Raw genomic sequence first — 24,549 nt, 5'->3', positions numbered from 1 at the left:
CCAGCACGACAGGACTCTCCGATCAGCCCCGATACGCCTGTGCCACACGTTCCAGCGACAGCAAACGTGGCATCACGTCACATACCGCCCTCTCACACCCGGGCACCCACGGCACCCCGGCCATCCCGCCACAGCGCAAAGCCCTTCGCGAGTACGAGAACCGTGTCAACGACCTCCCGGCAGCTACAGCCGGACCATGATCCGGTTCAGCGACTACAGCAAAACGGCGAATCGCCCGTGCCCTCGAAGCCATCCGGGCCGCCGTCACCGCGGGCACCGAACTGCCCCGCTGCGAGGCACCGCTCCGGGGACTGCGGCAGCGCTCGGCCGGCTGTCCCAGCGCGCCCTGATCGCCGTCTCCGGCCGTACGGGCGACGTCGCGGAGCCCTGATCACCCGCCGACTCGCCACGCTCGCCCACAGCGGCCTGACGGCCCTCGATGAGCCGACGGTGCGCGCGGTGGTCCGCCAGGCCGTCCGCGACATCCGCACCGCCCGCCTCCGCCGCCCGCCGATCCGCCGGTGGATCCCGCGCGCGCTGCGCCGCGTCGTCGACGACCTCGCCGCCAGCACGCACGCGATCGGCGAGCTGATGCTCGAAGTTGCCCCGGCCTACCTGTCCGACACCGACGCCGCCGATGTCCTGGCGCCGCTGTGCGACGCGATTGGCAAGTAACTGGAGCACGGCTCGCGGCCCGCCGCTACGCGATGTCCGGCGATCGCCGCACCCTGCACGGATGTCCTCTGACATCGAAGTTGGATTGTTTGCCATCGAAGTTGGACTGATCAGGCCGTAGTAGCGAGCTTCTCCTTTTTGCGCCAGTAGGAGCGCTTTGCTCGGCAGGAGCCTGAGCAGGTCAGCCGGACCTGTCCGTAGGCCCCTCGGGAAAGCGGGGTCCCGCAGACGACGCAGCCGTCTGGTTGAAGGCCTGGAGGGATGTCCGCAGCAGGTTGGGGGAGGGGTGGGAGGCCGCGGTCGAGGCGCCGGTTGATGTAGGCCCAGCGGCTGCAGCGCGTCGAGCAGTAGATCTTGTTGGTGGGGCCGGAAACGATGGGGGTCTCGCATGCCTGGCAGCTCTTGGCTCGGATTTGCGGCGGGGAGACTGCGTTCATCCGCGTGCGATAGGCGGCTTGGCGGCAAGCCGGTGAGCAGTACTGACGTGGCTGCCGATGGTAGGAGAGCCCCTTCCCGCATCCCTGGCAGTTGGTGATCCGTATGGTTTTCAACGGCTTCGGGTTGCGCTTGCGGTAGCTCTTCTGGCGGCAGGCTTGGGAACAGCGCTGGCGGGGCGTGAGGTAGTCCATGATTGGCAGGGGCCTGCCGCACTCAACGCACTGCTTCCCTTCCAGGATCTCCCTCAAGCGGACCGGGTCGCGGCCGGTGACCGCGGCCAGGCGTTCCCAGGACGGGGCTGCCTTCGGGGAGTCGGGGTCGCGTAGGTAGCCGCGCAGGAAGCTGGGCTTGAGGAAGTTCTCGGTGGCCAGGCGCTCTATGAACGCTGTGCGTCCTTCGCCGGCTCGGGGCCGGGGCTGGATGGGGAGCTGTCGGATCGGAATGGTGCGGCGGGATGTGCTGATCACCATTTGTCCCGCGCGTCGATCAGCAGCCGGGGTGATTCTGCGGCGACGTCGAGGGGGACGGCCTCCAGGCTGTCCTGGGTGATCTGCTCGGTGCCGGTGAGGACGGCGTCGACCGCGGCTCCGCGGATCTGGTGGGAGAGCGCGCCGATCATGCCTCCGGTCCGCTTGTGTAGAAGGCGATCGAGCTTGACCAGCGTTCCCGGAGCGTGTCGGTGCAGCAGCAATGTCTTCTCCATAGTGCTGACCAGCCCTTTCCACTCCTGACCGTAAGGGAAGGGGTGAGTGGGGATCAGGGTGAAGCGTCCTGCGATCTGGGCTCCGCGGGTGCCGGAGAGCAGGCTGCTGTGCTCGATGTCGATGCCGGCGTAGATGAACGTGGCGGCGATGCGTTCGGAGAAGTACTTCAGGGTGTCGGCGACTTCGGCGCCGTGGCGGGTGGTCAGCGAGATGTTGTGCAGCTCGTCCACCAGGACGAGGCCGGTGCGGGCCTTGGTGCAGACCCCGACGACGGACTCGATGATGTCGGTGATGTTGAACTGGCGGGTCGTCGGCAGGCCCAGGAAGCGGGCGAACTCAACCGCGATCATGCGAGGGGTCGCAGCCGGGGGAACGGTGATGTAGACGACCGGGATGCGGTCCTCGACGTTCGGATGCCGTGCCCGGTCCTGCAATTCATGGGCGAGACCGAGCTGGGTGATCGCGATGGTCTTCCCCGTCCCGGCCGGGCCGGAGATGATCAGGCCTCGGCGGGCGCTGACCGCGTGCCGGTTCAGCAGGACCAGCCGGCGGCCGCTGGTCACCGTGTGTCGGACCGTGGAAGTGGCCACCACCAGCAGACGGGCATGATGGTCGAGGCGGTCCTCGTTGTATCGGTCCAGCTCGGCCCCGGACAAGGCCGCGTACTCGTCCTGGCTCAGCAGAGCAGGTGCCGACGGCCGCTGCGAGGCGAACGCGCGCCAGCCCTCCCGCGTGGTCAGATGCCGGGCGGCGTCAGCGTCCACGGTGTCCGACATCGTCATGAACGCCTCCAGGGATTCTCCAGCGGGTCGAACAGGCCGAGCGGGATCACCTCGGCCAGTTCCTCCGATTCGGCCGGGCCCGTGGTGGCGGGCTCGTCCACCGGCTGCGGGTCAGCGACCAGCGGGGGCAGAGGCATGGACGGACGGGCGGCCTTGGTGCGGGCCGCGACCCGGCGGTCCTGCTTGGTGGCCTTGCCCCCCGGCGGTCGCCCCGGTCCGGCGTGAGCCCGTGTCAGCAGGGCGGTGACGGCATCGGCGATCTCGGCTTCGGTAGCTCCGGGTAGCTTGCGGGCCTCGTGGTCCCAGGCCATTTCGCCGAAGGGCACCGGGACTCGCTTCAGGTGCTTCCAGACTGCTGGCACCCACTCGCCTTGGCCACGGTGGTTGCGTACCCAGATCCGGGAGACGTCGTAGGGGTCGCGGTGGATCTCCCAGAGGCCCCGCTTGGCCGTGATGCCAGAGTGCTGGCGTCGCATCGGGCCGAGGGCGGCGCTGTTGTAGGTGCGGTTCTTGATCTTGATGCCGTAGTCGTTGACCACCCGCCACTCGGCCGGCAGCAGCTCGATGTAGTCGTCCCCGCCCAGCGCGACCGGAACGTAGCCGCAGGCTTCGACGAGGGCGGCGTACTTCTCGTTCGGCGTGAACAGCCGGCCCGGATGGACAGGGTCGCGCAGCCCGTCGTGCGGGCGGTTCTGCCACTTCGCGACGATCCACTCGTCCAGCAGGTCCTGGAGCTCGAGCAGGGACCATGCCCGCCCCTGGTCCAGATCGCGGCCGCGGTGCTCGGTGCTGCGGCCGGTGTAGGTGGGCAGGAACTGGGCGAACAGCGAGGCCACCGAGCCGAGCATCCGCTCGATATGCCCCTTCTCGAACGGCGAGCCTTTGTGGGTGGGCAGGAACTCGATCTCCAGGAAGCGGCAGGACGACTTGAAGTTCCGCGAGATGAACACCTTGCCGTGGTCACAGACGATCGTCTCGGGAACGATCACGGGGCGGGCGGCGGCGTGTTCGAGGCGATCGTCCAACGTCAGCAGGCGGCGGTGCGGCAACACCGAGCGGGACATCTTCAGCGCGTCCACCCACCCCGGCCGCATCGGCTCCGGAGTGACGGTGCGGGCAAGCAGCACGCTGGCATCGACCGACTTCGTGGTGGGACGCACCACTGCGGCGGTCAGTGTCCGCGTCGCGACGTCGATCATGCCGGTCAGTTCGACCTTGCCCACCACCCCGTTGTCCAGGAGGACCAGGGCGTCCAGCGGGCTGGAGTCGATCTGCATCACCTCACCCGGCGCGAAAACCGTCAGCTCGCCGAACTCACCACTGGCGCCGTGAGCCCGTGACCTGCGGGTCGTGGCCGAGCCGAAGGTGTGCGTGTTCCGGGTGAGCTTGTCCAGCAGCCGGTAGAGGGTCCGCTCGGAAGGCAGCGTGATGCTCTGGCCCTCGGGCGTCTGCTTGAGGATCTCGCTGGTTCGCCAGAGCAGGAACGTTCCCCGCCGGGTCGAGGCGTCCGTCGCCTCGGCGATGGCTTGCCGCATGGCCGTGACCACGGCGTCAGCCACGGACCCGAACTCGCGCTGCTTACGGACCGGACGGTGGTCGGCAAGTCCGACGATCCCGTCAGCCTGATACCGGCGCCGGTAGTTAGCCACCGTCTGAGCAGCCACTTTGTGCCCGGCAGCGGTCAGCTCGGCGGCCTTGGCCCCCTGCCTGGACGTCAGCGAACGGTCCGGCCCGTACTCGGGCCTCGGCAACGTCCCCGAGGCGGCGCCGGGCGGCAGCCCGTGCAGGACCTCCAGAATGTGCCCCTCCCACCACAAAGCCTTCTCCATCACCGGCTTCGGGAAGGTCTCCAGCAGCGAGGCCGCCGGCAGCGGCTGGCGCACCGGGAGATCGACGACTGTGAAGTCGTTCCCCTGCAGCAACACCTCCAGCTCGACAACCGCGGCCGGCCCGTCCGCCCCGGTCAACGTCACCGTCGTCGTGCTCACCGCGGTCACCGCGCGAACCTGGCCTTCGAAGCGGACCCAGGACCCGACCTCGATGCCCGCCGGCCGTCGCGTCTCGCTCACCGAATCCGCTCCTTCCAGACCGCGCTGTCGTCGTGCATCAGCTCGCCTCGCAGATCCGCAGCCAGAACGCCGGACCACATCAGATGGAAGAGCACGGGCAGCACCTCCAAGCGGTCACCAGCCTCCAGCACCCCGTCCAGCAACGGCGCGGGCTCCTCGAAGGCCTTCAGCAGCCGTGCCGCGATCAGCCACCGCAGACATCGACGGCGCCGGTAACGCGCCAGCCACCGCATGTTCGCCATGAACACCGGATCGGGCACTCCGGCCCGGACGAACTCCCACCCCACCGCCCGGCATGCCTGCTCCGTGACCTGGAACGACTCAGCCGCAGCCACATCGAGCCGGTCATCCGCCCGCACATCCACGACCCGACCGCGGCCGTCGGCCAGGCGCACGAAATAGTCGGGCGCGTGCCGCCGCCAACGGACGCCGTCGTGCCAGTGCAGCCAGAACGGCTGCGAGGCGACCCCCACCACCCGCGGATCGGCGTCCATCAAGATCAGATGGTCCCGCTCCAGCCACGACTCGTAGCCGACGTGGTCCCGGGCCGTCGCGCAGTAGTACCAGCCCGCGAAGCTCTCGATGCCTTTGGTCCAACGGAAATCACGGACTGGCTCCACGGCCTCAAACGGCGTGCTCCAAACCTTGCCCAACGGCTCGCGTCGCCGACGTCCAGACTCGAAGAAGTCCAGCTCAAAGGCGGATAACGCGGCGTCCCCGTACGCAAGAGCTGGCGCCCCCACCCTGCCCCCGACCTTCGCGGTCCAACTTCGATGTCAGGAACCTACTGGTTGTCCAACTTCCCTGGCAAACAATCCAAGTTCAGTGTCAGAGGACAACGGAACCTTCCTGTGACCGCTGCTGTCCGGCTGCTGCTGTGAGGCACACAGCCCGTTTTCCCAGGTGGGCGGGGTGCACTGTGAGGCTGTCAGGTCTGAGGCGCGGGCCTGCGGCGGCGGCCTGGTTGTCCTCTGTCAAGTGATCTCGGCCGTTTGCCAGGAGATTTTGGCGACCAGCAGTTCCCTGCCACCTGATCTTGACCGATGATCCTCTGTGAGCCAGGTGTCGTTTTGGTCGGACATCCCGTTGGACCCCTTCCCGGCCTGAGATGATCAGCGGGACCGTACGAATGAACGCAGAGGTGGGGAACATGGTCGGTCTGGTGCTGCTCGGCGTCTTGGTGCTCGCCGCCGGCGGGTGTGCGTGTGTGGTGTGGGCGGAGCGCGGCGGGCCCCGCTGGGTCCACGGCGTGGCGACCGTGACGCTCGCCGCGAGCGAGTTGGTGCGTCGCTCCGAGAAGAACCGGCGCCGGAGTCTGAACCGGACCACCAGCGACGGCGAGTAGGAACGGACGAAGCGGCCTGAACCGGACGGTCAAAGTCGCCTGGCAATCGGTCAAGATCACTTGTCAGAGGTCACCTGCGGCGGCGCCTGGTGTTGCTCCTGGTCCCGCTGCTCGTGGTGGTGAGCGGCAGTTGGCTGCTCGGTGGGTTCCGGTGGGTGGTCATCGTCGCGGTGGTGCTGCTCGTGGTCCTGGTGGTGGTCGTCGGGTGGCAGCAGGGTGGTGTCGTGGGTGCAGCGCAGCATTTGCATGGGCCGGGCGGCACACCGGTAGCAGGCCCGGCCGCCGAGGAGGACGAGAACTGGCCGAGCCTGGGCCCGGTGCTCTCCACCAAGGCGATCGACTGGGACCTGATCGCCCAGCAGTACGACCAGATCGTGAAGTACACCACCGCCCTGCGCCTGGGCACCGCCGAGGCCGAGCAGGTCCTGCGCCGGTTCACCCGCGGCGGCCCCAAGCACCCGACGTACCGGGCGATCGAGGAGCTGGGCCGGGCGGTGCGTACCTCGTTCGTCTGCGACTACCTCGCCGACATCGAGATGCGCCAGGAGATCCACGAGGGGTTGCAGGTGGTGGAGAACTGGGACTCCGCGAACAAGGATCTCTTCTACGGCAAGGACGGCGACCTGGCAGGTGCGGACAAGGAATCCCAGGAGGTCAGCATGCTCGCGCTGCACCTGCTCCAGTCCGCGCTCGTGCACGTCAACACGCTGCTGATGCAGGAGGTCCTGACCGATCCGAAGCGGACGGAAAAGCTCACCGACGCGGACCGCAGGGCGCTGTCGCCGCTGTTCTGGGCCCATGTGAACCCGTACGGCCGGTTCGAGTTGGACATGAACAGCCGTCTCGATCTGGACCTGTCCGTCCGGGCAGCGACGGTGCCCCGTTCTCGCACTCCGCAGGATGAGGCGGCCGAAGTCTCGGCGTAACACCAGGGCCCGGGGCCCGGCCGGGAGCCTGTGCCGGGAGAGGATTCGGGAGTAACAGCAGGCCATCGGCGAGTCCCTGATCGGGGACTACCACACGGTGCTCCAATGCATCGATACCGACAGCGGTTCTTTCACTTCTCGTACAGCTCGGATGCGCGGATCGGCTGGGCTCAGCAGGCGCATTCGGCATCCCTGGCGGTTGTTGCGCGGGGGGTCCGCCAGTGTGCCGCGAAGGCATGGGCGGGGTTGTCGACGAAGATTGCGTGCGCCACGTCGCCACCGATCTCCCGGGTGATCCGTGGGTTGACCCCTTCCAGGAGGTGGCGCATCCCTGGCCCGTCCGCCGACGAGCGGGCCGAGGCCACCACGGTGTCGCCGCCGAGCAGCACGCGGTTGGTGTGCCCGGCGTCGGCGAGTGCCGCCACGCATTCCAACAGTCGCCAGTCACCGGCGTGATGGGCCCGGGAGGGCCCGTCGAACGCCAGGTAGGCCCCGGCCTCCGCCACTTGTAGGTGGACAGCGGAATCGGGGTAACGGAGCAGGTGACCGAGGATCACCCGGTGGGCCGGAACGCCGTGGCCTGCGCAAAGGAGGTCGAGGGTTTCCAGGGCCGCCGTACCGCCTTCCAGGTGGACGCCGATCGGCGCGCCGGTGGCGTGGTGGGCGGCCGCTGCGGCGGCCATCGACCGGCGAGTGTGCCCGTCCAGGCGGTGGAAGTCGCCGGCCACTTTGATCAGGCCCGCCCGCACCGGGCCCTGGGTGAGTTCCCGGACGAAGAGGTCCGCCAGCTCGTCGGCGCTGTGTGGGAACCGGCCGCCTTCGTAGTGTTTCGCCTGATGCAGGCCGGTCGCCGCGATCAGGTGGACGCCGCTGGTGCGGGAGAGCGCGGGAAGGGCAGACAGCCGCCGTCCCATACCCCAGGGCGTCCACTGCACCACGGCCCGTCCCCCGGCCTGCGCGAAGGAATCCAGCTCTGACTGCGCCGCCGCAGTGTCGTCGAGTTCCTCGCCCGGGAGGCGCGGGCTTCGCAGGAACAGGTGGTCGTGGGCGTCGCAGGTGCCCAGGTCGCCGGGGGTGATGTCGCCGAGCACGGTCCTGACCGTCTCCCCCGTCGTGTGGCCCGTCCCACCGCTCACCGAAACTCACTCCGATCCGCTTCGCGCGGGGCTGCGTCTTCCAGCGCTGCGGCGGCGACCCGCAGCCCGGCCAGCGCCTTGGGCACGCCGACGTAGGGCGCCAGATGGACGAAGACCTCGACCACCTCCTCGGGCGTCAGGCCCACCCGCAGCGAGGTTACGACCTGCCCGGCCAGCTGCGGATCGACGCCGCCGAGCGCGGTGAGCGCCGCCAGGTTTGCCAACTGCCGCTCGCGTGGGGCGAGTCCGGGGCGTTGATAGGTACCGCCGAAGAGAGTGGTGATCAGCCAGTCGGGAAATCCTGGAGCCACGTCCTCCAGCCAGGGGAGGAGTGACTGGGTCGCGGAGTCCTGGAGAGCGTCGAGCGCTCGATAGCCCTCCTCGCGGTCGAGAACGGCAGCCGTCAGCCGCTCGGAGAGGGGCACGGGGTCGACAGGGCCGGGATGGGCCATGGTCGGCCTCCTCGTCAATGCGTAACGGTCAGGGCGTTACAACGCTAACAGAAGTAACGCCTGAGACGTTACGCTCGGGGCATGGTGACCGACGACCCGTACAGCTTCCGCTTCGACTGCGGGACCACATGGCTCAACCTGCTCGCCACCCGGGGCCGCGCTTTCAGCAGCCACCCGGTCGAACGCCTCGACTCGGCGGAGCGGCTGGCCGAATGGCTCAGGGCAAGCGAGCTGGCGCCGCACCGCGGGCCCACGCACGCCGACCTGGAACGCACCTGGCGGCTGCGGGAGTGCCTGCGCGCACTGGCCCTCGCTACCACCCAGGACCGCACCCCTCCGGACGATGCAGTTGCGGAGCTGGGCGTCTTCCTCGCCGCCGACGACCGGGTGGAACTCACCGGCGGCGACCGCCTGCGCCGCAGCCCGCCGGCCACCGTCGGCGAAGCCCTCGTCCGCATCGCGCGGCAAGCCGCGGACCACCTGACCGGCGTGGACCGGGCCGGGCTCAAGGTGTGCCCCGAGGACGACTGCCGTGGCGTATTCACCGATCCCGCCGGCCGTCGCCGGTGGTGCCCCTCTCCGTCGTGCGCCAGCCGCGGACGGGTCCGCGCGCACCGCGCCCGGCGAGCGGCGCCCTAGGTGTTCTGTCCTGTGAGGTTGGGGACGCGGCTGGCGGGTGGTTTGCCTGCGAGCGCGGTGTGTCCGCGGTGGCTTGCATGCCTCGCTCACCCGAAGTCCGACCTGAGACATCAGCTTCGAGGCGGTGTAGTTCCGCGCGGTCGGGGCGAACTTGCGGCAGGTGGCCAACTCTCCGCCCCAACCGGTGAACAGGGTCTTGATCTCCGGCTCGGTCGGCGGGACCCGCAAGCCGCGTCCTTGGACCCCCACGGCCGGTTCATCTCGTCGATCGGGCACTCGACGACCCGCCCGGTCATCCGATGGATCTCGACCTTGTGCCGCAGCTCCAAGAACAGGAAGTACGTGGTCAACGCCTGCGCGCGGGCCAGCCGGATGCCGCTCGGCTAACTCCTGAAGCGGCGATCGCGCGCCGCGTACCATCCGCCCATGTCGAACTCGATATCCGGCGGCCCGGAGACGATGCTGGCAGCAGGCGGAACCACGGCCCGTTTCAACGGGGCACGACTGCGGATCGTCCGGGGCCGAACGATATGGACCCTGCCTGTGCGGGCCCTTCGGTCCGCAGAGCTGACCCCGGCGGGGGCAGTGCGGATCACGATCAGCGGTGCATCGGGCCGGGACGCCCAGCACGGCCTGGGGTTGGCCGTGGAACTGCAAGCTCCCAATGCGCGTGCCGCCGCGGCGTTCTTGGAGCAGTCGACGGCCGCTCTGGTGACGGCCGAGCCCGCTGGGGACGGGCACGCGCTGGTGCGCGTGGAGACGCAGCCGCAGCGTCAGCTTCAATTAGGTCCGCGCGCCCAGCAAGCGGTGAGGATCGCCTACGTACTGCCGCCGTACGCGCTGCTGCTGTTCCTGCTGGGCCTGTTCAGTCCTCTGGACCGCGGCACAGCCGCACTCTCCCTGACCGTGGGCGGCGCCATCGGCCTGGTCGGCGGCATCCCGCTGTGGCGCATGGTTCGGCGTGTGCGTTCGCTGTGGCTGCTACCGCAAGCGCGGGGTCGGCGTGATCGGCAAGGTGACCGGCTACGTGCGCATCTGGGACAAAGGCGGACACCTCTGGGTCTTCTCCCGGATGACTTTCACTACTGTTGACGGGCAGCGGATGCGGGATATCCCGTCGGTCGTCACCGTCTGGGGCCTCTCCGACCAGGCATACAGCGGGCAGGTGGAACTCAGCTATGACCCCGAGCACCCCACCCGTGCCAGCCGCCCTCTCACCGTCGGCTTCGCCTTCCGCACCGTACTCTTCGCCTCGGCGGCCGCGATTCCGGCGACGGGCTTTGTGATCTGCGTCCTGGAAAACCTGCCGCTCTGAACGACTCGGCTGGCCAGGCCGTCAGCGGACCAACTGGCGGCCGCCGTGCGCCATGACTTCGAGCGGGTGGTCCGCTGGGGATCTGGGTGCACGGCTGGACCGGCTCCACGGCGGCTCGAGCTGCCGTTCGCGAACCGCCGTCCCCATGGGGAAGCATGACCGCGGGGGCGGGGAATTATCTGACGCCGAAAGCACTTGAGGTGGGGAATTGCATGACCGTCGACACCGTACGGGCGGCTGCATAACATCGCAGTTCTGCGATGTTCCGTGCGAGATCTATGCACGGCTGCTGCATACGGCGTCCGCGCCTGTGCTGCTCGCTACCCTATGCCACCTGCGCGTTCCCCCTCCAGGGGAACGATGTACGCGGTCGTGGGGGAGGTCGCCGTTTGGTCTGGAGTACGAGAACAGCACGGTTCCCCTAGTGGCACCGTCCGGCCGCGCCGTGCACCGTTGACCTGCGGTTTCCCGTGGAGGGGAATGGTATGCACCAGGTTGTTCAAGCCTCCTTGGACAAGTTGGTCAACCCTGCTTGGACAATCACCTAGTCAGCGACACACAGGAACGGCGCCGCACTGAGGGGTGCAGCGCCGTGTTACCCGGCCGGGCGGGCGGCCGGGTCAGTGGACGCGCTTGAGGCGGGTCGGCTTGTTGATGGGCGCGACGTTGCCCTTGGCCCTGGCCTCAGCCTTGCGGGCCTTCTCGTCTAGGTGGAACTGGAAGCGACGCTCGTACTCGTCCTCGAAGTCGCCGACGTCCAGCCGCATGTCCCGGGGCAGGGCCTTGACGGCACGCTGTTGCTTGCGAGGGTCGTTGAAGGCGGCGATCATCCGGTGGAGTTGGAAGCGTCCACGGCGGACCACGGTGACGAGTCGGGCGGCGACCAGGTGCGGCATGGCCCGGCTGATCATGCCGCGCTCCATCGCGAGGCCGGCGGAGAGTTCGTCGTGCGTGGCGACGACCAGGCCGCCCAGCTCCTGCTCGGTCATCATGTGCAGCAGCATCCTCGCGCTTACGTTGCCCGGCCGCAGCGGTGGCGGAGCGGCGTGGGCCAGCGCGGGGGAGGCCGGCACCAGTGCGGCCGGGGGCCGAGCGGTGGTCGCCCCCTCCACGATCCGAAAGGCCCTGGAGAGCCTGACCACCGCGCCGGAGCTCCGCCATGCCCAAGCAGCAAAATCACTTTGCCCACCCGACAGCCGATGACCGGAAACGTCTCTTCACCCCAACCGAAACATCGAGGTGAGCGGGAAGCCGCGCAGCAGGCGCAGGATCCCGTCGACCTCTCCGCTCTCAAGGGGCCCCTGTCATCGAGGACATGAAAGCGCTGGTGGCACGTCTCAAGCGCCTCGCGTGACCCAATAGCCAGGAACGGGACGCTGAACATTTCCGGGCGGCTCCGTGAAGTCACTCAGGACCGACCGGTAACCGAACAGCGGATCATTAACGTCCGCTTTATGAAACACATATGCAGAACAGCCGGGCTCGCCCTCGCGCTGCTGTTCCTCGTGCTGGGCGTCGGCGCCCAGGCCGCGTCCGCGCACGTCACGCGCGAGCATGCGGAACTCGTAGTCGCGCCCGGTGACAACGTCACCAGCGGTCGCCTTATTGTGCACAACGCCGTCGTGGCTCCCGAGCAGGCCGGTGCGTGGGCGGCCGGGCTGCTCTCGGCCCCCTGCCCGGCCACCGGCTCGGGCGTGCCCGGTGACAACGGCGGCGTGCCCGGCGGAGTCGTCATTGAGCTGGCGTGGAGCTGCCACGTCGACTCGCTCGACCTGAGCCCGCTCATCGCCAAGGGCGGACTGACCCAGGTCGTCGTCGAGTTCGACGGCACGGCGGTCGACGCCTCTGCCGCCGCCCCGCTCGTCGACATCCGCGGCGCGCACGCCCTGCCGTCGTTCCCCTGGCTCACAGTCGCGCTTGTCACGGCCGCCGGTGTCGTACTGCTGCTCGTTGCCTGGCGACTGCCGTTCCTCGTCCGCGGACTGCGCCGTAACCGGCGGCGCTGGCAGCTGGCGACCGCCGGAGCCGTCGCGCTGTCCTTCCTCGCGCCCCAGGCGGCCTTCGCCGACGACAGTGCGGATCCGGTCGACACCGTCACCGTTGAGGGCACCGTCTTCAAGGACCGTAACGGCAACGGCGAGCGGGACAGGGGCGAGCAGCCCATGCCCGGCATCGACGTCACCGACGGCGCCGTGTGGACCACGACCGGCGCGGACGGCTCATACAGCCTGCAGATCGACCCGAAGCGGCGCGAGACCGACCTCGTCAGCATCGTCTCGCCCGACGGATACACACCCGCGCTGCGCAAGGACTACATCCCGCAGTTCTTCCACAAGGTCCCCGAGACCGGCGGCAGAGACGTCGACTTCGCGCTCGTACCCGACCGCAACGCCTCGAACCCCACTGAGAAGTGGGTCATGAACTCCGACCCCGAGGTCAGCAACACCTCCGACGCCCAGGCCCGGGGCGCCCTGCCCCAGTGGACCGGCCAGGTCCAGGCGATGTCCGAAGTCGACGGCGCGACGATGCAGATCGCGACCGGTGACCTCACCGTCACGGACTACGCCGACGAGCCGCGCCGCCAGGGCGGGTACGACATGTTCAGCAAGGGCCTCGAGGAGGGGCGGCTCGGTCACCCCTTCTATCCGGTGATGGGCAACCACGACTTCGGCGGCACGGCGACCTCCCAGGGATACGCCGGCAGCATGGAGTACTACCGCCGCAACATTGCCCCCGAGTGGTACAGCTTCGATCGCGACGGCCGCCACATCGTCGTCCTCGAGGACAACTACGACGCGAGCGGGCTGAAGCCGCAGCTGGAGTGGCTGCGTCGGGACCTCGCCCGGCACGCGGTCGGCAAGCAGGTGTTCGTCTTCGCTCACCGCTCTCTGTTCACCCAGTGGGGCCCGGGCGCCGGCATGCAGCCGACGATCGACGAGCTCGCCAAGTACGACGTACGGATGGTCGCTGCCGGTCACAACCAGCAGGCCGAGTTCCGGCGCGGCGCCTTCGAACGGTCCGTCGAGATCAACAACCAGGGCACGTACGGCATCGACGGTGCCCACCCCGACTACAAGGTGCTCGACTTCAGCGCGATCACGGATGATCCGCGCACGCACCGCAACGAGGACACCGGCCATGTGACCGGCATCCACCGGCAGTTCGAAATCGACGACGATGCCGCGCTGGTCAGCCCCGCGCAGGGCAGCGTGCACGGCGCCAAGGCCGCAGTGCCCGTCGAGGTGTACGCGGAGGACGACGGCCGCACGCCTGTCAAGGCGGTACTCACCGTCCGCGACAGCCGAGGGCACCTGGTGAAGCGTCAGGACGTGCGCTTCGGCAAGGGGGCGTCCCGACCCGGCATCGAGAACTGCTACACCCCGGCCGGTGGCACGCCGGAGCCCTGCCCCGACGCACGCGGGGCCTGGACGCGGGCGAGCGGCACACTGCACGGGCTGCGGCCCGGCACGTACACCGCCGAGTCGGTCGCGTACGACACCCGGGGCAAGCGGTTCCCCGCCGTGAAGAACACCTTCGAGATCGTGCGCGACTCCGAGCTCGCGAAGCCCAGGACCGGGCAGGACTGGCTGCGGCAGGGAGGCGACGAGGCCGGGCGGTCCGCGAGCGGCGACGAGCCCGGCGCGAAGCTCGACCTCAGGTGGGCCCGCCACACCGGCGAGCAGTTCAACCTCAACGGCTCGGTGGTCGCGGACGACAAGCTCATTGTCTCGTCCCGCGCCTTCGACTCGCCGTACAGCATGATGCTCGCGTACGACATCGCCTCCGGGCGTGAGCTGTGGCGTACGTACCTGGACGGTGATGCCGAGTCGGCGCCGACGCTCCACGGCGGGATGGTCTATCTGACCACCGGCGTCGGCAGGATCTACGCGCTGGACGCGGCGAGTGGCCGCATAGCCTGGCAGTCGATCGACCGAGAGGAGACCCACGGGGACACCGTGCGCCGCTACGGCCGCGCGGGCGGACCTGTCAGCGTCTTCGCGTTGGCGGGCGCGGAGAGCCGCTCGGTCGCCGTCTACCAGGACGCCTACACGGTCCGCTGCCGGGACGCCGAGACCGGCGGGATGCTGCCCGGCGGCTTCGACGCCGCGTTCTCCTGGGGGCAGGCCCACAGCACGGTGATCCGCGAGCCCGGCTCCAACACCGCCTACCTGCAGTCCATGTCGAGCAACACCGTCATCGGCATGGACCTTGCGACCTGCACTCAGCTGTGGGTGAAGGACACCGCGGGCGACATCGACAGCCACTCCTCGCCCGTCCTGACCGACCCGGCCACGGGCGAGGCGAAGCTGGTGACGTTCACGGCGTACGGCGTCCGCGGACACGACCCGAAGACGGGCGCGGTGACCTGGGAGTCCAAGCTGGGCGGCGGCAGCACCTGCGAGCCGGGGCGCGCTCCGCTCACCAGTCCGGCCGTGTGGGGCGACAACGCCTATGTCGCGGGCCGGGACGGCGTCGTACGCGCGTACGACACGAGCGCGACCGATCCGTCGAAGCCGGTGTGGGAGACCAAGTCCGGCTATCTGGCGGGGGAGAGCCCGCTGGACGACAAGTGGCGGGTCGCCATGGGCTGTTCGGCCGGTGCCGGTTCGCCGACCATGCACCCGCTGGTGACGAAGTCCCATGTGTACGTCGGGACGTGGGACGGTCGCCTGCTCGTCCTGGACCGGGCAAGCGGGACGCAGGTCGCCTCGTACAACCTCGGCGCGGGAGTGGCCTCGGCCCTCTCCGTGAGCGGTGACTGGGTCTTCGCCCTCACGGACGACGGCACAGTCCACGCGCTCGCCGCACGCCGGAAGTAGAGGGGAAGCACCACCGTGCGATCACCTCGCAGCGGGGTGCTGCTCCTGCTGGCTGCCGTCCTCGCGCTGCTCCTGGGCAGCGCGGGGACGGCGCAGGCGCACCCCTTCGGCACCCCTCCCGTCGTGAAGATCGAGGCGGCGGGCGCCGCCGTCGACGCGACCTGGTCCGCGCAGCGGGACGACATCGCCGTCCTGAAGAACGAGTCCGGCGGTGACGAGGCGGGCTATCTGCGCTCGCACATCGTCGTACGCCAGGACGGCCGCCCCTGCCGTGTGAACCGGGCGGACGGCGTGAAGCTCCACTTCGTCTGCCCGCGGCCGGTGGACCGCATCGAACTGACGGTCACGGCGCTGACGGACGTCGACCCGGCGTACCGGACACTGTCGGTGACGGGCACGGGCTCCGGCGGGCTGCACACGGCACAGGAGCCGACGCGGACGCTGACCCTGAAACCGGCGGCCGCGGGGACCGCCGTGGCCTCACCGGCCGCTTCGGGCTGGCGGGCCTGGACAACCGACCTGACCTCACTGCTCGACCACGGCGCGGCCCTCCCGCTGGCTCTGCTCGTGGCCGCGGCCGTGGGTGCGCTCCACGCCTGCGCGCCGGGGCACGGGAAGTCGCTGGCCGCCGGGTATCTGGTGGGCGCCAAGGGCAGGCCGCGCGACGCGGTGTGGCTGGGCGGGATCGTCGCAGTGATGCACACGTTCTCGGTCGCCGCCCTGGCGGTCGGCTGGTGGCTGGCGGCGAACAGCACGCCGGACATCGCGGCGCTGACGGGGTGGCTCCAGCTGATCGCGGCGCTGGTGGTGGCCGGGGTGGGGGTGAGCCTGCTGCGGCGGCATCTGCGCCACCGAAGCCACCACCATTCCCATCACGGGCCTGATCACGATCACGGGCATGGCCACGGGCACGATCACGGACACAGCCATCGCATCCCGGATGCCCCGTCCCTCCTCACCTGGCGAGGCCTCGTGCTTCTCGGCGCGTCGGGCGGCCTGCTCCCCTCGCCATCCGCCTTCCTCGTCCTGCTCACCGGCCTGCTGACCGACAAGGTCGGCATCGCCCTTGCGATGGTTGTCGCCTTCGGCCTCGGCATGGCGCTGACGCTCGCGGGCGTCGGCCTGATCGTGCTGCGTGGCCGGGACGCCCTACTGGACCGCGTCTCCCGCTCCAGGACGCTGCGGACGTGGGCGCCAAGGGTTCCGCTGTTCGCGGCCTCGGCGGTGGTGGCCGGAGGGACGGTGGCGTCGGCGGTTGCCGCAGGCCACCTCCTCGCTCCGTGATCTCCGTAGCTCTGTGAGTTCCGTGACGTCCCCGTACGACAAAGGCGCCCCCGTCCGGCCTGAAACCGGGCGGGGGCGACCTGCTCCGGCAGGCCGGACGGCGCGAGACCGGTAACCAGGACGGCCTCGGAGACTCTCCCGGGCATTGACCACAGAGGGAGCCTCCGGCGGCATCGGCTACTGCAGACTGCCGGTCTCCTTCAGCCGGTCGACGTAGTTCTGGGGTATCCGACCGCTGACGTCAGGACCGACGTTCAGCAGGAAGAGGGAGTTGCCGGCTGCGGCGCCTGCATGGCCCGACCACGTACGCCGTCGCCGCTGTGGGATTGCGAGCTGTCAAAGCGATCTGGGGCCGCGGGTGATGACAGTTCGGCAATTAGGTGACAGACCATCAATTTCCAATGTGTGTTGCGTCACGGTTGCCGGGCTGCAGCGGGAGCCGACTGAGTAAGTCGAGCAGCAACTCGACTGCACCCAGGTAGAAGCTCCACGCGGCTTAGGGCCTGTCCGGCGGATCAAGGTCGGACAGGCCCTAGCTAGTGGCCAGCTCCGGAAGTCCTTCGGGGGTGATCAGGCTGCCAGGGCGACGGAGGATTCTTCTTGTCGGTCGGCGGGTGTGTGTCGGTCGAGCCGGGCCAGCAGATCGTCCAGGTCGGAGGTGGTGAACTTCCACTGGAATGGCTGTGCTGTGGCGTTGTAGCGGTCTTCGAATGCTCGGAGGTCAGGTCCGTGAAGTCGTTCGGTGAGACGACCTTGCGCTCAGGGCTGATTCAAAGTCGGGGTCGCCGAGCGGAACGGCGAGCAGGTCCAGGCCGGCCGCCCGGCCGACGAGGTCTACCCGCAGGCCGTCGCCGCCGACCGAGCGTTCCAACTGCTCGGCGGGGGCCTCGCCCCGGCCCTGCCCGCCTGAGCGCCCGCGGCTCCCGAACCGCTCCAGCCAGATAGCCCTCACTGATGGCAAAGGGGGGATATCCCCCGGTCAAACCCGGAGGAGGCCCCCAGTGCGGCCCGCTCCCACCCCAGGCCATGATCGTTTCACCGCCCAGGGAACAAGAACGAGCCGAGGAGTTCAACATGACCGCGCACCACCAGGCGATCGGCCGACGGAGGCTGCTCGCCGCGACGGCCGGGCTCGCGGCCACGGCCCTGCTGGCCCCCACGGCCTCCGCCGCGACCACCACACCCGCCCCCACGGGGACGAAAGGCCGGCAGGCCGACGCGCTCCGCGCGCTGGAGCGCGCCGCCCAGCCCCTGCGCTCGACGGAACCCGGCGGCAACACCACCGACCTACGGGCGCTGGACGCCATGATCGGCGACGCCAAGGTGGTCGGACTGGGCGAGGCCACCCACGGCTCGCACGAGTTCTTCGCCATGAAGCAACGCGTCTTCAGCCACCTCGTCGAGGAGAAGGGCTTCACCACCTTCGCCCTGGAGATGAGCTGGACAGCGGGCCTGCGGATCGACGAGTACCTGCAGGGCGGCCCCGGCGACGCCCGGCGGATCGCCAAGGAGACACTGGCCGGATCACCCTGGGAGCGCGAGGAGTTCGTCAGCCTCATCGCCTGGATGCGGCGCTACAACGACCGCCACCCCGGCCGGAAGGTCCACTTCATGGGCAACGACATCGGGGCGCCCAAGCTCGGCGACGCTGTCTTCGACCGGGTGCTCTCGTACGTCCGTACGAGCCGCCCTCAGGACATCGCACGCCTCGAGGAGCTGTACGCGGGCCTGCGCCCCCTCGACGACGTCTTCGCCTACCTGCGCAAGCCCGTCGCGGAACGTCGCCTCGACGCCACCACCGCCCAGCAGGCGTTCGACCTGGTCACCGCGCACAAGGGGGCCGGCGGCGACGCCTACGAATGGGCCGAGCAGCACGCCCGCAGCATCGCCCAGACCTTCGCGTTCGCCTCGCTCGACCTGTCCGACCCGGCATCGGTGTCCGCCGCGGAGCACCTCCGCGACCGGGTCATGGCCGACAACACCGCCTGGTGGCACCGCCGCACCGGCGACAAGATGCTGCTCTCGGCGCACAACGGCCACGTGGGCTACCTGGCCACCGACCCGGTGATGTACCCCACGACCCAGGGCGTCTTCCTGCGCGAGGCCCTCGGCCGGGACTACGCCGCCATCGGCTTCACCTTCGGCCGCGGCTCGTTCCTCACCGCGACCACCCTCGGCAGCCCCTGGAACAAGGTCACCGTCCCCGCGGCCACCCCCGACATGCAGGAGTACACCCTCAACCGGGTGCACCACCGCGACTACTACCTCGACCTGCGCACCCTGCCCGCCGCGGGCCGCACCTGGCTGGACACCCCCCGCCCCACCTACGAGGCCGGCTCGTCCTTCAAGAAGGACCCGCTCCCCACCCTCGCCATCACCCGGGCCTACGACATCCTCATCCACCTCAACCAGGTCCACGCAGCCACCAGCCTCTGACCCCGGGCTGATTCAAGATTTGGGTGATCTTGACGGAGTGCAGGTCAGGCCACGCCGAGTAGGTCCAGTGGGCGGGTGAAGGGCGCGTAGGAGAAAAACTCGCGCAGGCCGGCGGCGATGCTGCGGTGCCCCGCGGTGCGGAGGGTGTTGATCGCCGAGTTCCGCAGGGTGGCCATGTTCTCCGGTCCGTGTCCGGTGCGGATCTTCGAGGCGTCCTCGGCGAATGCGGTGTCCCTGACGAAGTGGACCCGGTTCTCGATCACCCATTGTGACCTCGCCAGGTGCCCGATCCGCTGCGGTGATGCCTGGCGGGCCGTCAAGTCGCTGATCACGTAGACGGTCTGTCGGGTGACCTTGCCGGTCCTCAGGTCGTTGCGGTGCCGCAGGATCTTCGAGGCCTGCCCTGCATACGGGAAGTCCAGGCCGAGGTCGGTGACGGTCAGCACCCGGGTCGAGCGGGTCTCGCGGCGGCCGTGTCCGCGCTCGCGGTCGTAGCGCCTGGCGGTGCCCCTGTTCCACGGCAGGGACCGCAGCGCGGCGGACAGGCCCGGCTGGTTGGCCATAACCACGAACAGGTAGTGCGCGTGCTTGTCCTCGACCAGGAAGCGGGCATGCTCGCGCTGCGTGTGCAGGGCGTCGGCGGTGACCACGGTGCCGGCCAGGCCGAACGGGGCCAGCAGGCGGGCGAAGCCGGTAATCTCGTTGGTCTTGTCCGGGACCCGCAACTGGGTGATGGTGCGTCCGGTCCCGGTGACTGCGGACAGCAAGTGAGCGGCCGGAGCGTCCTCGGTGCGCGAACCGCGCGCGCTCTTGCCGGCCAGGGCCAGGCTCTCGACCTTGGCCGGGGGCATATCCGAGCAGGTCAGCCAGACCGCTGGGGCACACGGCCAGCAGCACGCGGCGGATGGTGGAGGTACTCGGAGCAGTGCGCACGCCCAGGGCACCGGTGCGGCGGACCGCCAGGCGGGCGAGGGTGTCCTGCGGAGCGGAGCGGGCCCACTGGCCGATGGCGAGGTAGGAGCGGGCGCCGGTCAGCACGGCGCAGGCGGCCATCAGCAGCACCGAGGCCAAGGCGTGGCGGCGGCCGCGCCGATCACGCGGGTCGGGAAGGGTCTCCAGACGGTCCACCACCTGCCGGATCTCGCGGTGTTGACGTGAGGGCGACTTGGTCAGGCAGACGGTGGCAGACTGGCGGCACATCGAAGCTCCGGTTGTTCAGGGCGACTTGCGAGGTCACCCCGTAAACCGGAGCTTCGTTGCGTACGTGACGCTCCTCCAGGAGATCACCGGTCGGCCGTGACCAGCGACGCCACATGATCACCCCGACTTTGAATCAGCCCTGCCTCCGCGACTGCGGCCTCAAAGGCGACGGCGTGCACCACGCCATGCTTGGCATCGCCCGACTGCACAACCTCACCCTCGCCGGATAACGCAAGCCACCGGCTGGCCATCACACACGGCAAAGATCATTTACGGGACAGCCCTTAGACTGCGACGATGGACCGAGCAATCGACGTGCCCGAGAGCCTCGCCCAGCCTGCAGATCCGGCCCGGGTGAATGACTACGACAGCTTCGCCGAGGCGTACGCGGCGGAAAACGAGAACAACCTCGTGAACGCGTACTACGAGCGGCCCGCGATGATGGCCCTCGCCGGAGACGTGGCTGGCCGTCGGGTCCTGGACGCCGGCTGCGGCTCGGGCCCCCTGACCGCTGCGCTCCGCGACCGCGGTGCCGTCGTCACTGGCATCGACGCCAGCGCCGGGATGCTGGCGTTGGCCAGGCGGCGGCTCGGTGACGACGCGGCCCTGCACGTGGTCGACCTGCACGACCGCCTGCCGTTCGCCGATGGCGCGTTCGACGACGTGGTCGCGTCACTGGTGCTGCACTACCTGGAGGACTGGGGTCCGACGCTGGCCGAGTTGCGGCGAGTGCTCAGGCCCGGCGGGCGACTGATCGCGTCGGTGGACCACCCTTTCGTGGCCTACGCGTTCCAGGACCCTCGGCCCGATTATTTCGCGACCACCAGCTATACCTTCGACTGGACGTTCAACGGGCACTCTGTCTCGATGAGGTTCTGGCGCAGGCCGTTGCACTCAATGATCGATGCCTTCACCACCGCTGGCTTCCGCCTTTCCGTCATCAGCGAGCCACAGCCCGACCCAGCCGCCCGTGAGCTGTTCCCCGACGGCTTCCATGACGCTTCGACCAAGCCCAACTTCCTGTTCTTCGTCGTCGAGGTACCGACATCGGCTACCGGCTCGAACGACTAGCCAGTCGCGGATCACGAACGGAGCCAGAGTCGGATCGAGGCGACGGTGACGGTGCCATGGAAGATATAGGCGCGTTTATCGAACCTCGTGGCGACGGTCCGGAAGTTCTTCAGGGCGTTGGTTGTCCGCTCCACTTCGTTCCTGTGCTTGTAGATCGTCTTGTCGAAGCCGACGGGTCGGCCGCCCTTGCTGCCGCGGGCTTGCCGGTTGGCACGCTGGTCCTTCGGCTCGGGGATGGTGTGCTTGACCTGGCGTCGTCGCAGGTAGCGACGGTTGCGGCGGGACGAGTACGCCTTATCGCCACCGAGGTGGTCGGGCCGGGTGCGCGGGTGTCCGCCGCCCAGCCGGCCGACGCGGATGCCTTTTCCCGGCACCCGCGGCACGCTCCTGCGAGCCCCGGCGGCGTGCTGGTGGGGCCCGCAGGTGGTCGAATCGACGCTCACCATCGGCCAGTCGATCCGGCCTTCCGCGTTGGCGTCGGCCAGGATGGCCGCGAAGATCTTGTCCCACGTGCCGCCCGCCGACCAGCGCCTGTGCCGTGCGTACACGGTCTTCCAGGGGTCGAAACGCTCAGGCGGATCCCGCCATGGCATCCCGGTGCGCAGCCGGTACAAGATCCCGTTGATGATCGTGCGATGACTGGTCCAACGACCCACGTTGCCCGGGTTTCGGCAGATGCGGCCCGAGCCGATCCCACTCCGCGTTCGTCAGATCTCCCTGCCCCATGACCATGCCAACGACCCGAGACTACGACGGTCACAAGATCCGCCGCTAGGTGTTCTGTCCTGTGAGGCTGGGACGTGGTCAAGTCGGTGCCGATGAGTCTCCGTGGCATGGATGGAGCGATCATCGAACACCGTGCTTGGCCACGTCCCAGCCCGACTTGTCGTGGTCTTCCACCGGACACGCAGCCGCGAGAACGACGCAGCCCTGCGCTTCGGTCCGCCGTCCGGAATGCCGCAGCGCGGCCACCCCGGGCTGGTAGCCCGCCGAAGTCCCGCACTGTCCAAGTCGTTGGTATCAGTGGACGATTCGCTCCATGACCCAGTCGACCAGTGGCTTGGTCACCTGGCTGTGCTCGGTGTTCTCGCTGTCGCACTTGAACTCGTCGAGCGCGCTCTTCTCGTCGGCTTCCTCGACTTTCTCGTACGGGTTGACGTCCCACTTGGCCGGGTCGTAGTCCAGCGCGACCGCACTCACGGAGGGGACGAAGCAGCTGAACTTGTACTTCTCCGGGATGTCAGCCCCGAGTGCCGCGGCGATCTTGCCGAAGGAGCCGAGGGTGCCACCGGGCGTGCCGTCAAGGCCGGGAACGTACGAGGTGAAGCCCCGTCGGACCTGGCCGGCGGCCCGCATCTCACCGATCGGCTTGCGCGTTCCGCCGTCGGGCTGGAAGTTCGCCTGGGCGTAGACGACCAGCGGCACCTGCCGCTTGAACACCTCCGTGCCGGCCGGCAGGTCGCGGCCGGTGCCATTGCCGGTGCCGTTGGCCACGCCCAGCTTGCGCGGCCGTTGCGGGAACTGGCCGAGGTCGCGCAGTTCGGCCAGGAACTGCGTGCGCAGATCGCTGGAGGTGGCGACGGGGCCTTCGTACTTCGCGTCCGGGATCCATGCGTACAGCAGCTGCTGCGCGGCGGGGCTCCTGATCAGCTCGGCCTCTTTGACCTTGCCGGGCTTGGCCGGCAGCGACTCGAAGAAGTAGGCCATCTGCTGGAGGATCAGCGGGATCCAGGCGCCGTTGTGCGGGGAGTCCCAGGAGAGGTAGGTCGCGGTCTCGTGGTCCTGGCGCTGGTTCTCCATCTCGGCGAGGGCGTACCGGGTGATGATGCCGCCCATGCTGACCCCGCCGACGATCAATGGCTCACCGCCCTGCCTCTCTTGGATGACCTTGTTGATGGCGCTGATCACCACCCCGGCGTTGGCCTGGATGTAGGTGTGGCGCTCCTCGAAGCCGAGCAGGACAACGTCGATGCCCGCGGTGAGCAGCTGCTCGAGGAAGCCCACGTTGCTGCCCGGGTAGGGCGCGTTGAAGTGGGCGAACAGCCCCGGCAGGTCACTGCGGCCGTAGTTGAAGCCGTCTGCGAAGATGAACGGCCGCTCCAGCTCGTCGTGGCCGTCGGCGAGGTAGACCGCAGCCTCGCCGAGGGCCACCTCCCGCCGGTACGGTCGGGCGGACCGAAGCGGCCAGGTGTGCTTCGGCTGCCGGTCGCTGTCGCGTGCCACGCCCGTCGGGGTGCCGAACCAAGGGCCCTGCGGCAGGTTCTTGGCGAACTCCGCCACCTTGTCCGCCGAGGACTTCTCCTCGGCCTGCTTCCACGTCAGTTCGACGTCGATCCTGGCTTCCTGTGCCATGGGACAGCTACCGCCTCTGCGTAGGTGTTGTTCACGGGCCCGCCACAGCCCATCCCTGATCACGTGCGAGCGGGCGGGCAGTGCACGGGATTTGTCACAACTCTGGGCAGAGGATGAGATCCGCCACCTGCCCTCATAGTGACTAACTGTAACAGTGTCATCACTCAACGTGTCGCACAAAAACGGCCCGCCCCGCCACCCAGGCTTCCTTCGGCAGTCAGTCAGCGACCGAGGAACTACCGCAACGGCTCGCCGGCCTCCTCACGGAACGCAGACATCGTTTGCGAACGGGGCATCCAACTCACTCCTCACGAGTACCGCGCACTCTGGTGGGCTCCTGTTCGCGGGTGGGGTGGGTCCAGGGGAGGGCGAGGCCGTCGTCGGCGGTGCGGGGAACGAGGTGGCCGTGGAGGTGGAACACGGTCTGAGTCGCGTCCGGTCCGCAGGAGGTGAGGTAGTTCCACTGGCCGCCGATCTGTGCGGCGAGTTCGGCGGCGCGCAGCTGCACGGTGGCGGAGACGGCGGGGTCGGTCGTGAAGTCGGCGACGTGGTCGCGCGGCAGGACCAGGAGGCGGCCGTCGGTGCAGCCGCCGCTGCGGGGCACGATCGCGAGGGCGTCAGCCCATTCGCGGACGATCGTGGCGGGCGCTCCGTCGTGGATGATCTGACAGAACGTGCAGTCGGGCCGCGGGTGTTTGCGGGGGACCGGCGGCCGGTTGATGTGGTGGTGGGTGACCTGGACGCGGGCGCCGGTCTCCCGCATCCGGTGGCCGATGGCGTCGGCGATGGCGGGTGCGCTTTTCCGGACTAAGCCTGGATCCACCGGCTGTCCCGGGTCCTGTGGATAGAGAAATGAAGAGAGGTGCCTGCTGACCTGCGAAGATGGGAGTTACCACACCACCATC

The 24,549-nt window shown here is 68.9% G+C and carries 19 protein-coding genes and 3 pseudogenes; 11 read left to right on the top strand and 11 right to left on the bottom strand.

Annotation, left to right across the window (positions count from 1 at the left end):
- The first annotated feature begins 450 nt into the window (after positions 1-450).
- A complete protein-coding gene (locus tag ACFVX4_RS38480) occupies positions 451-675 on the top strand; it encodes a hypothetical protein (protein ID WP_389987112.1) in 225 nt (74 codons plus the stop codon).
- Positions 676-1,576: 901 nt separating this feature from the next.
- Here the strand turns inward: ACFVX4_RS38480 and ACFVX4_RS38475 are convergent.
- From ACFVX4_RS38475 to ACFVX4_RS38465, 3 genes are all read right to left on the bottom strand, one after another.
- Positions 1,577-2,599 (bottom strand): TniB family NTP-binding protein, encoded by a 1,023-nt coding sequence (locus ACFVX4_RS38475; protein ID WP_389987109.1) that lies wholly within the window; start codon positions 2,597-2,599, stop codon positions 1,577-1,579.
- Entirely contained in the window at positions 2,596-4,134 is a 1,539-nt protein-coding gene (locus ACFVX4_RS38470; protein ID WP_389987115.1) for a Mu transposase C-terminal domain-containing protein, read from the bottom strand. Before ACFVX4_RS38470 ends, ACFVX4_RS38475 begins: the two co-directional genes overlap by 4 nt.
- Positions 4,135-4,664: 530 nt before the next feature.
- Complete coding sequence (locus ACFVX4_RS38465; protein ID WP_389987106.1) at positions 4,665-5,288, bottom strand: TnsA-like heteromeric transposase endonuclease subunit; 624 nt, start codon at positions 5,286-5,288, stop codon at positions 4,665-4,667.
- A 509-nt stretch (positions 5,289-5,797) separates the two neighbouring features.
- Here ACFVX4_RS38465 and ACFVX4_RS38460 point away from each other — a divergent pair.
- Together ACFVX4_RS38460 and ACFVX4_RS38455 are read left to right on the top strand one after the other, a co-directional pair.
- Positions 5,798-6,013, top strand: a complete 216-nt coding sequence (locus ACFVX4_RS38460) for a hypothetical protein (RefSeq protein ID WP_389987103.1) — start codon at positions 5,798-5,800, stop codon at positions 6,011-6,013.
- 89 nt (positions 6,014-6,102) lie between these two features.
- Positions 6,103-6,939, top strand: coding sequence for a Tn3 family transposase (locus ACFVX4_RS38455; protein WP_389987100.1), 837 nt, complete (start codon positions 6,103-6,105; stop codon positions 6,937-6,939).
- A gap of 170 nt (positions 6,940-7,109) precedes the next feature.
- Here ACFVX4_RS38455 and ACFVX4_RS38450 read toward each other — a convergent pair whose 3' ends face one another.
- Both ACFVX4_RS38450 and ACFVX4_RS38445 read right to left on the bottom strand, forming a co-directional pair.
- Entirely contained in the window at positions 7,110-8,075 is a 966-nt protein-coding gene (locus tag ACFVX4_RS38450; protein ID WP_389987097.1) for a phosphotriesterase, read from the bottom strand.
- The gene (locus tag ACFVX4_RS38445; RefSeq protein ID WP_389987094.1) at positions 8,072-8,527 is read right to left on the bottom strand and encodes a carboxymuconolactone decarboxylase family protein; all 456 of its coding nucleotides are present in this window, start codon (positions 8,525-8,527) and stop codon (positions 8,072-8,074) included. Before ACFVX4_RS38445 ends, ACFVX4_RS38450 begins: the two co-directional genes overlap by 4 nt.
- Positions 8,528-8,608: 81 nt before the next feature.
- On the opposite strand from ACFVX4_RS38445, the gene ACFVX4_RS38440 reads away from it, so the two are divergent.
- The 3 genes from ACFVX4_RS38440 (at position 8,609) to ACFVX4_RS38430 (ending at position 10,481) form a co-directional block, all read left to right on the top strand.
- On the top strand, positions 8,609-9,166 hold the full coding sequence (locus ACFVX4_RS38440; protein WP_389987091.1) for a CGNR zinc finger domain-containing protein: 558 nt from the start codon (positions 8,609-8,611) through the stop codon (positions 9,164-9,166).
- Between the two features lie 426 nt (positions 9,167-9,592).
- Positions 9,593-10,258 (top strand): hypothetical protein, encoded by a 666-nt coding sequence (locus ACFVX4_RS38435; RefSeq protein WP_389987088.1) that lies wholly within the window; start codon positions 9,593-9,595, stop codon positions 10,256-10,258.
- A gap of 10 nt (positions 10,259-10,268) precedes the next feature.
- On the top strand, positions 10,269-10,481 hold the full coding sequence (locus tag ACFVX4_RS38430; protein WP_389987086.1) for a hypothetical protein: 213 nt from the start codon (positions 10,269-10,271) through the stop codon (positions 10,479-10,481).
- A gap of 620 nt (positions 10,482-11,101) precedes the next feature.
- Here the strand turns inward: ACFVX4_RS38430 and ACFVX4_RS38425 are convergent.
- Positions 11,102-11,593: a hypothetical protein gene (locus tag ACFVX4_RS38425; RefSeq protein ID WP_389987083.1), complete on the bottom strand. Its 492-nt coding sequence runs from the start codon at positions 11,591-11,593 to the stop codon at positions 11,102-11,104.
- Between the two features lie 342 nt (positions 11,594-11,935).
- On the opposite strand from ACFVX4_RS38425, the gene ACFVX4_RS38420 reads away from it, so the two are divergent.
- The 3 genes from ACFVX4_RS38420 (at position 11,936) to ACFVX4_RS38410 (ending at position 19,021) form a co-directional block, all read left to right on the top strand.
- Positions 11,936-15,301: a PQQ-binding-like beta-propeller repeat protein gene (locus tag ACFVX4_RS38420; RefSeq protein WP_389987081.1), complete on the top strand. Its 3,366-nt coding sequence runs from the start codon at positions 11,936-11,938 to the stop codon at positions 15,299-15,301.
- Positions 15,302-15,316: 15 nt separating this feature from the next.
- On the top strand, positions 15,317-16,585 hold the full coding sequence (locus tag ACFVX4_RS38415; RefSeq protein WP_389987078.1) for a hypothetical protein: 1,269 nt from the start codon (positions 15,317-15,319) through the stop codon (positions 16,583-16,585).
- 1,074 nt (positions 16,586-17,659) lie between these two features.
- Positions 17,660-19,021, top strand: a complete 1,362-nt coding sequence (locus ACFVX4_RS38410; RefSeq protein ID WP_389987075.1) for an erythromycin esterase family protein — start codon at positions 17,660-17,662, stop codon at positions 19,019-19,021.
- A 44-nt stretch (positions 19,022-19,065) separates the two neighbouring features.
- Here ACFVX4_RS38410 and ACFVX4_RS38405 read toward each other — a convergent pair whose 3' ends face one another.
- Positions 19,066-19,872 (bottom strand): ISAs1 family transposase, encoded by an 807-nt coding sequence (locus tag ACFVX4_RS38405; RefSeq protein WP_389987072.1) that lies wholly within the window; start codon positions 19,870-19,872, stop codon positions 19,066-19,068.
- A gap of 70 nt (positions 19,873-19,942) precedes the next feature.
- Positions 19,943-20,221: pseudogene (locus ACFVX4_RS38400) on the bottom strand (transposase family protein); the annotation flags it as partial.
- A 140-nt stretch (positions 20,222-20,361) separates the two neighbouring features.
- Between ACFVX4_RS38400 and ACFVX4_RS38395 the strand changes: the two are divergent.
- Positions 20,362-20,451 (top strand): annotated as a pseudogene (locus ACFVX4_RS38395) (IS5/IS1182 family transposase); the annotation flags it as partial.
- 67 nt (positions 20,452-20,518) lie between these two features.
- Positions 20,519-21,292: a class I SAM-dependent methyltransferase gene (locus tag ACFVX4_RS38390; protein ID WP_389987069.1), complete on the top strand. Its 774-nt coding sequence runs from the start codon at positions 20,519-20,521 to the stop codon at positions 21,290-21,292.
- A gap of 11 nt (positions 21,293-21,303) precedes the next feature.
- On the opposite strand, the pseudogene ACFVX4_RS38385 reads toward ACFVX4_RS38390, so the two are convergent.
- The 3 genes and pseudogenes from ACFVX4_RS38385 to ACFVX4_RS38375 form a co-directional block, all read right to left on the bottom strand.
- Positions 21,304-22,018 (bottom strand): annotated as a pseudogene (locus ACFVX4_RS38385) (IS5 family transposase).
- Positions 22,019-22,312: 294 nt separating this feature from the next.
- On the bottom strand, positions 22,313-23,644 hold the full coding sequence (locus tag ACFVX4_RS38380; protein WP_389987066.1) for a hypothetical protein: 1,332 nt from the start codon (positions 23,642-23,644) through the stop codon (positions 22,313-22,315).
- A 301-nt stretch (positions 23,645-23,945) separates the two neighbouring features.
- On the bottom strand, positions 23,946-24,467 hold the full coding sequence (locus ACFVX4_RS38375) for an HIT family protein (RefSeq protein ID WP_389987063.1): 522 nt from the start codon (positions 24,465-24,467) through the stop codon (positions 23,946-23,948).
- Between the last annotated feature and the right edge of the window lie 82 nt (positions 24,468-24,549).

The organism is Streptomyces sp. NPDC058240 (assembly GCF_042882135.1).
Classification (GTDB): domain Bacteria; phylum Actinomycetota; class Actinomycetes; order Streptomycetales; family Streptomycetaceae; genus Streptomyces.
The sequence above is the reverse complement of the archived record's forward strand: the minus strand, read 5'-3'. Positions and strand labels throughout refer to the sequence as shown.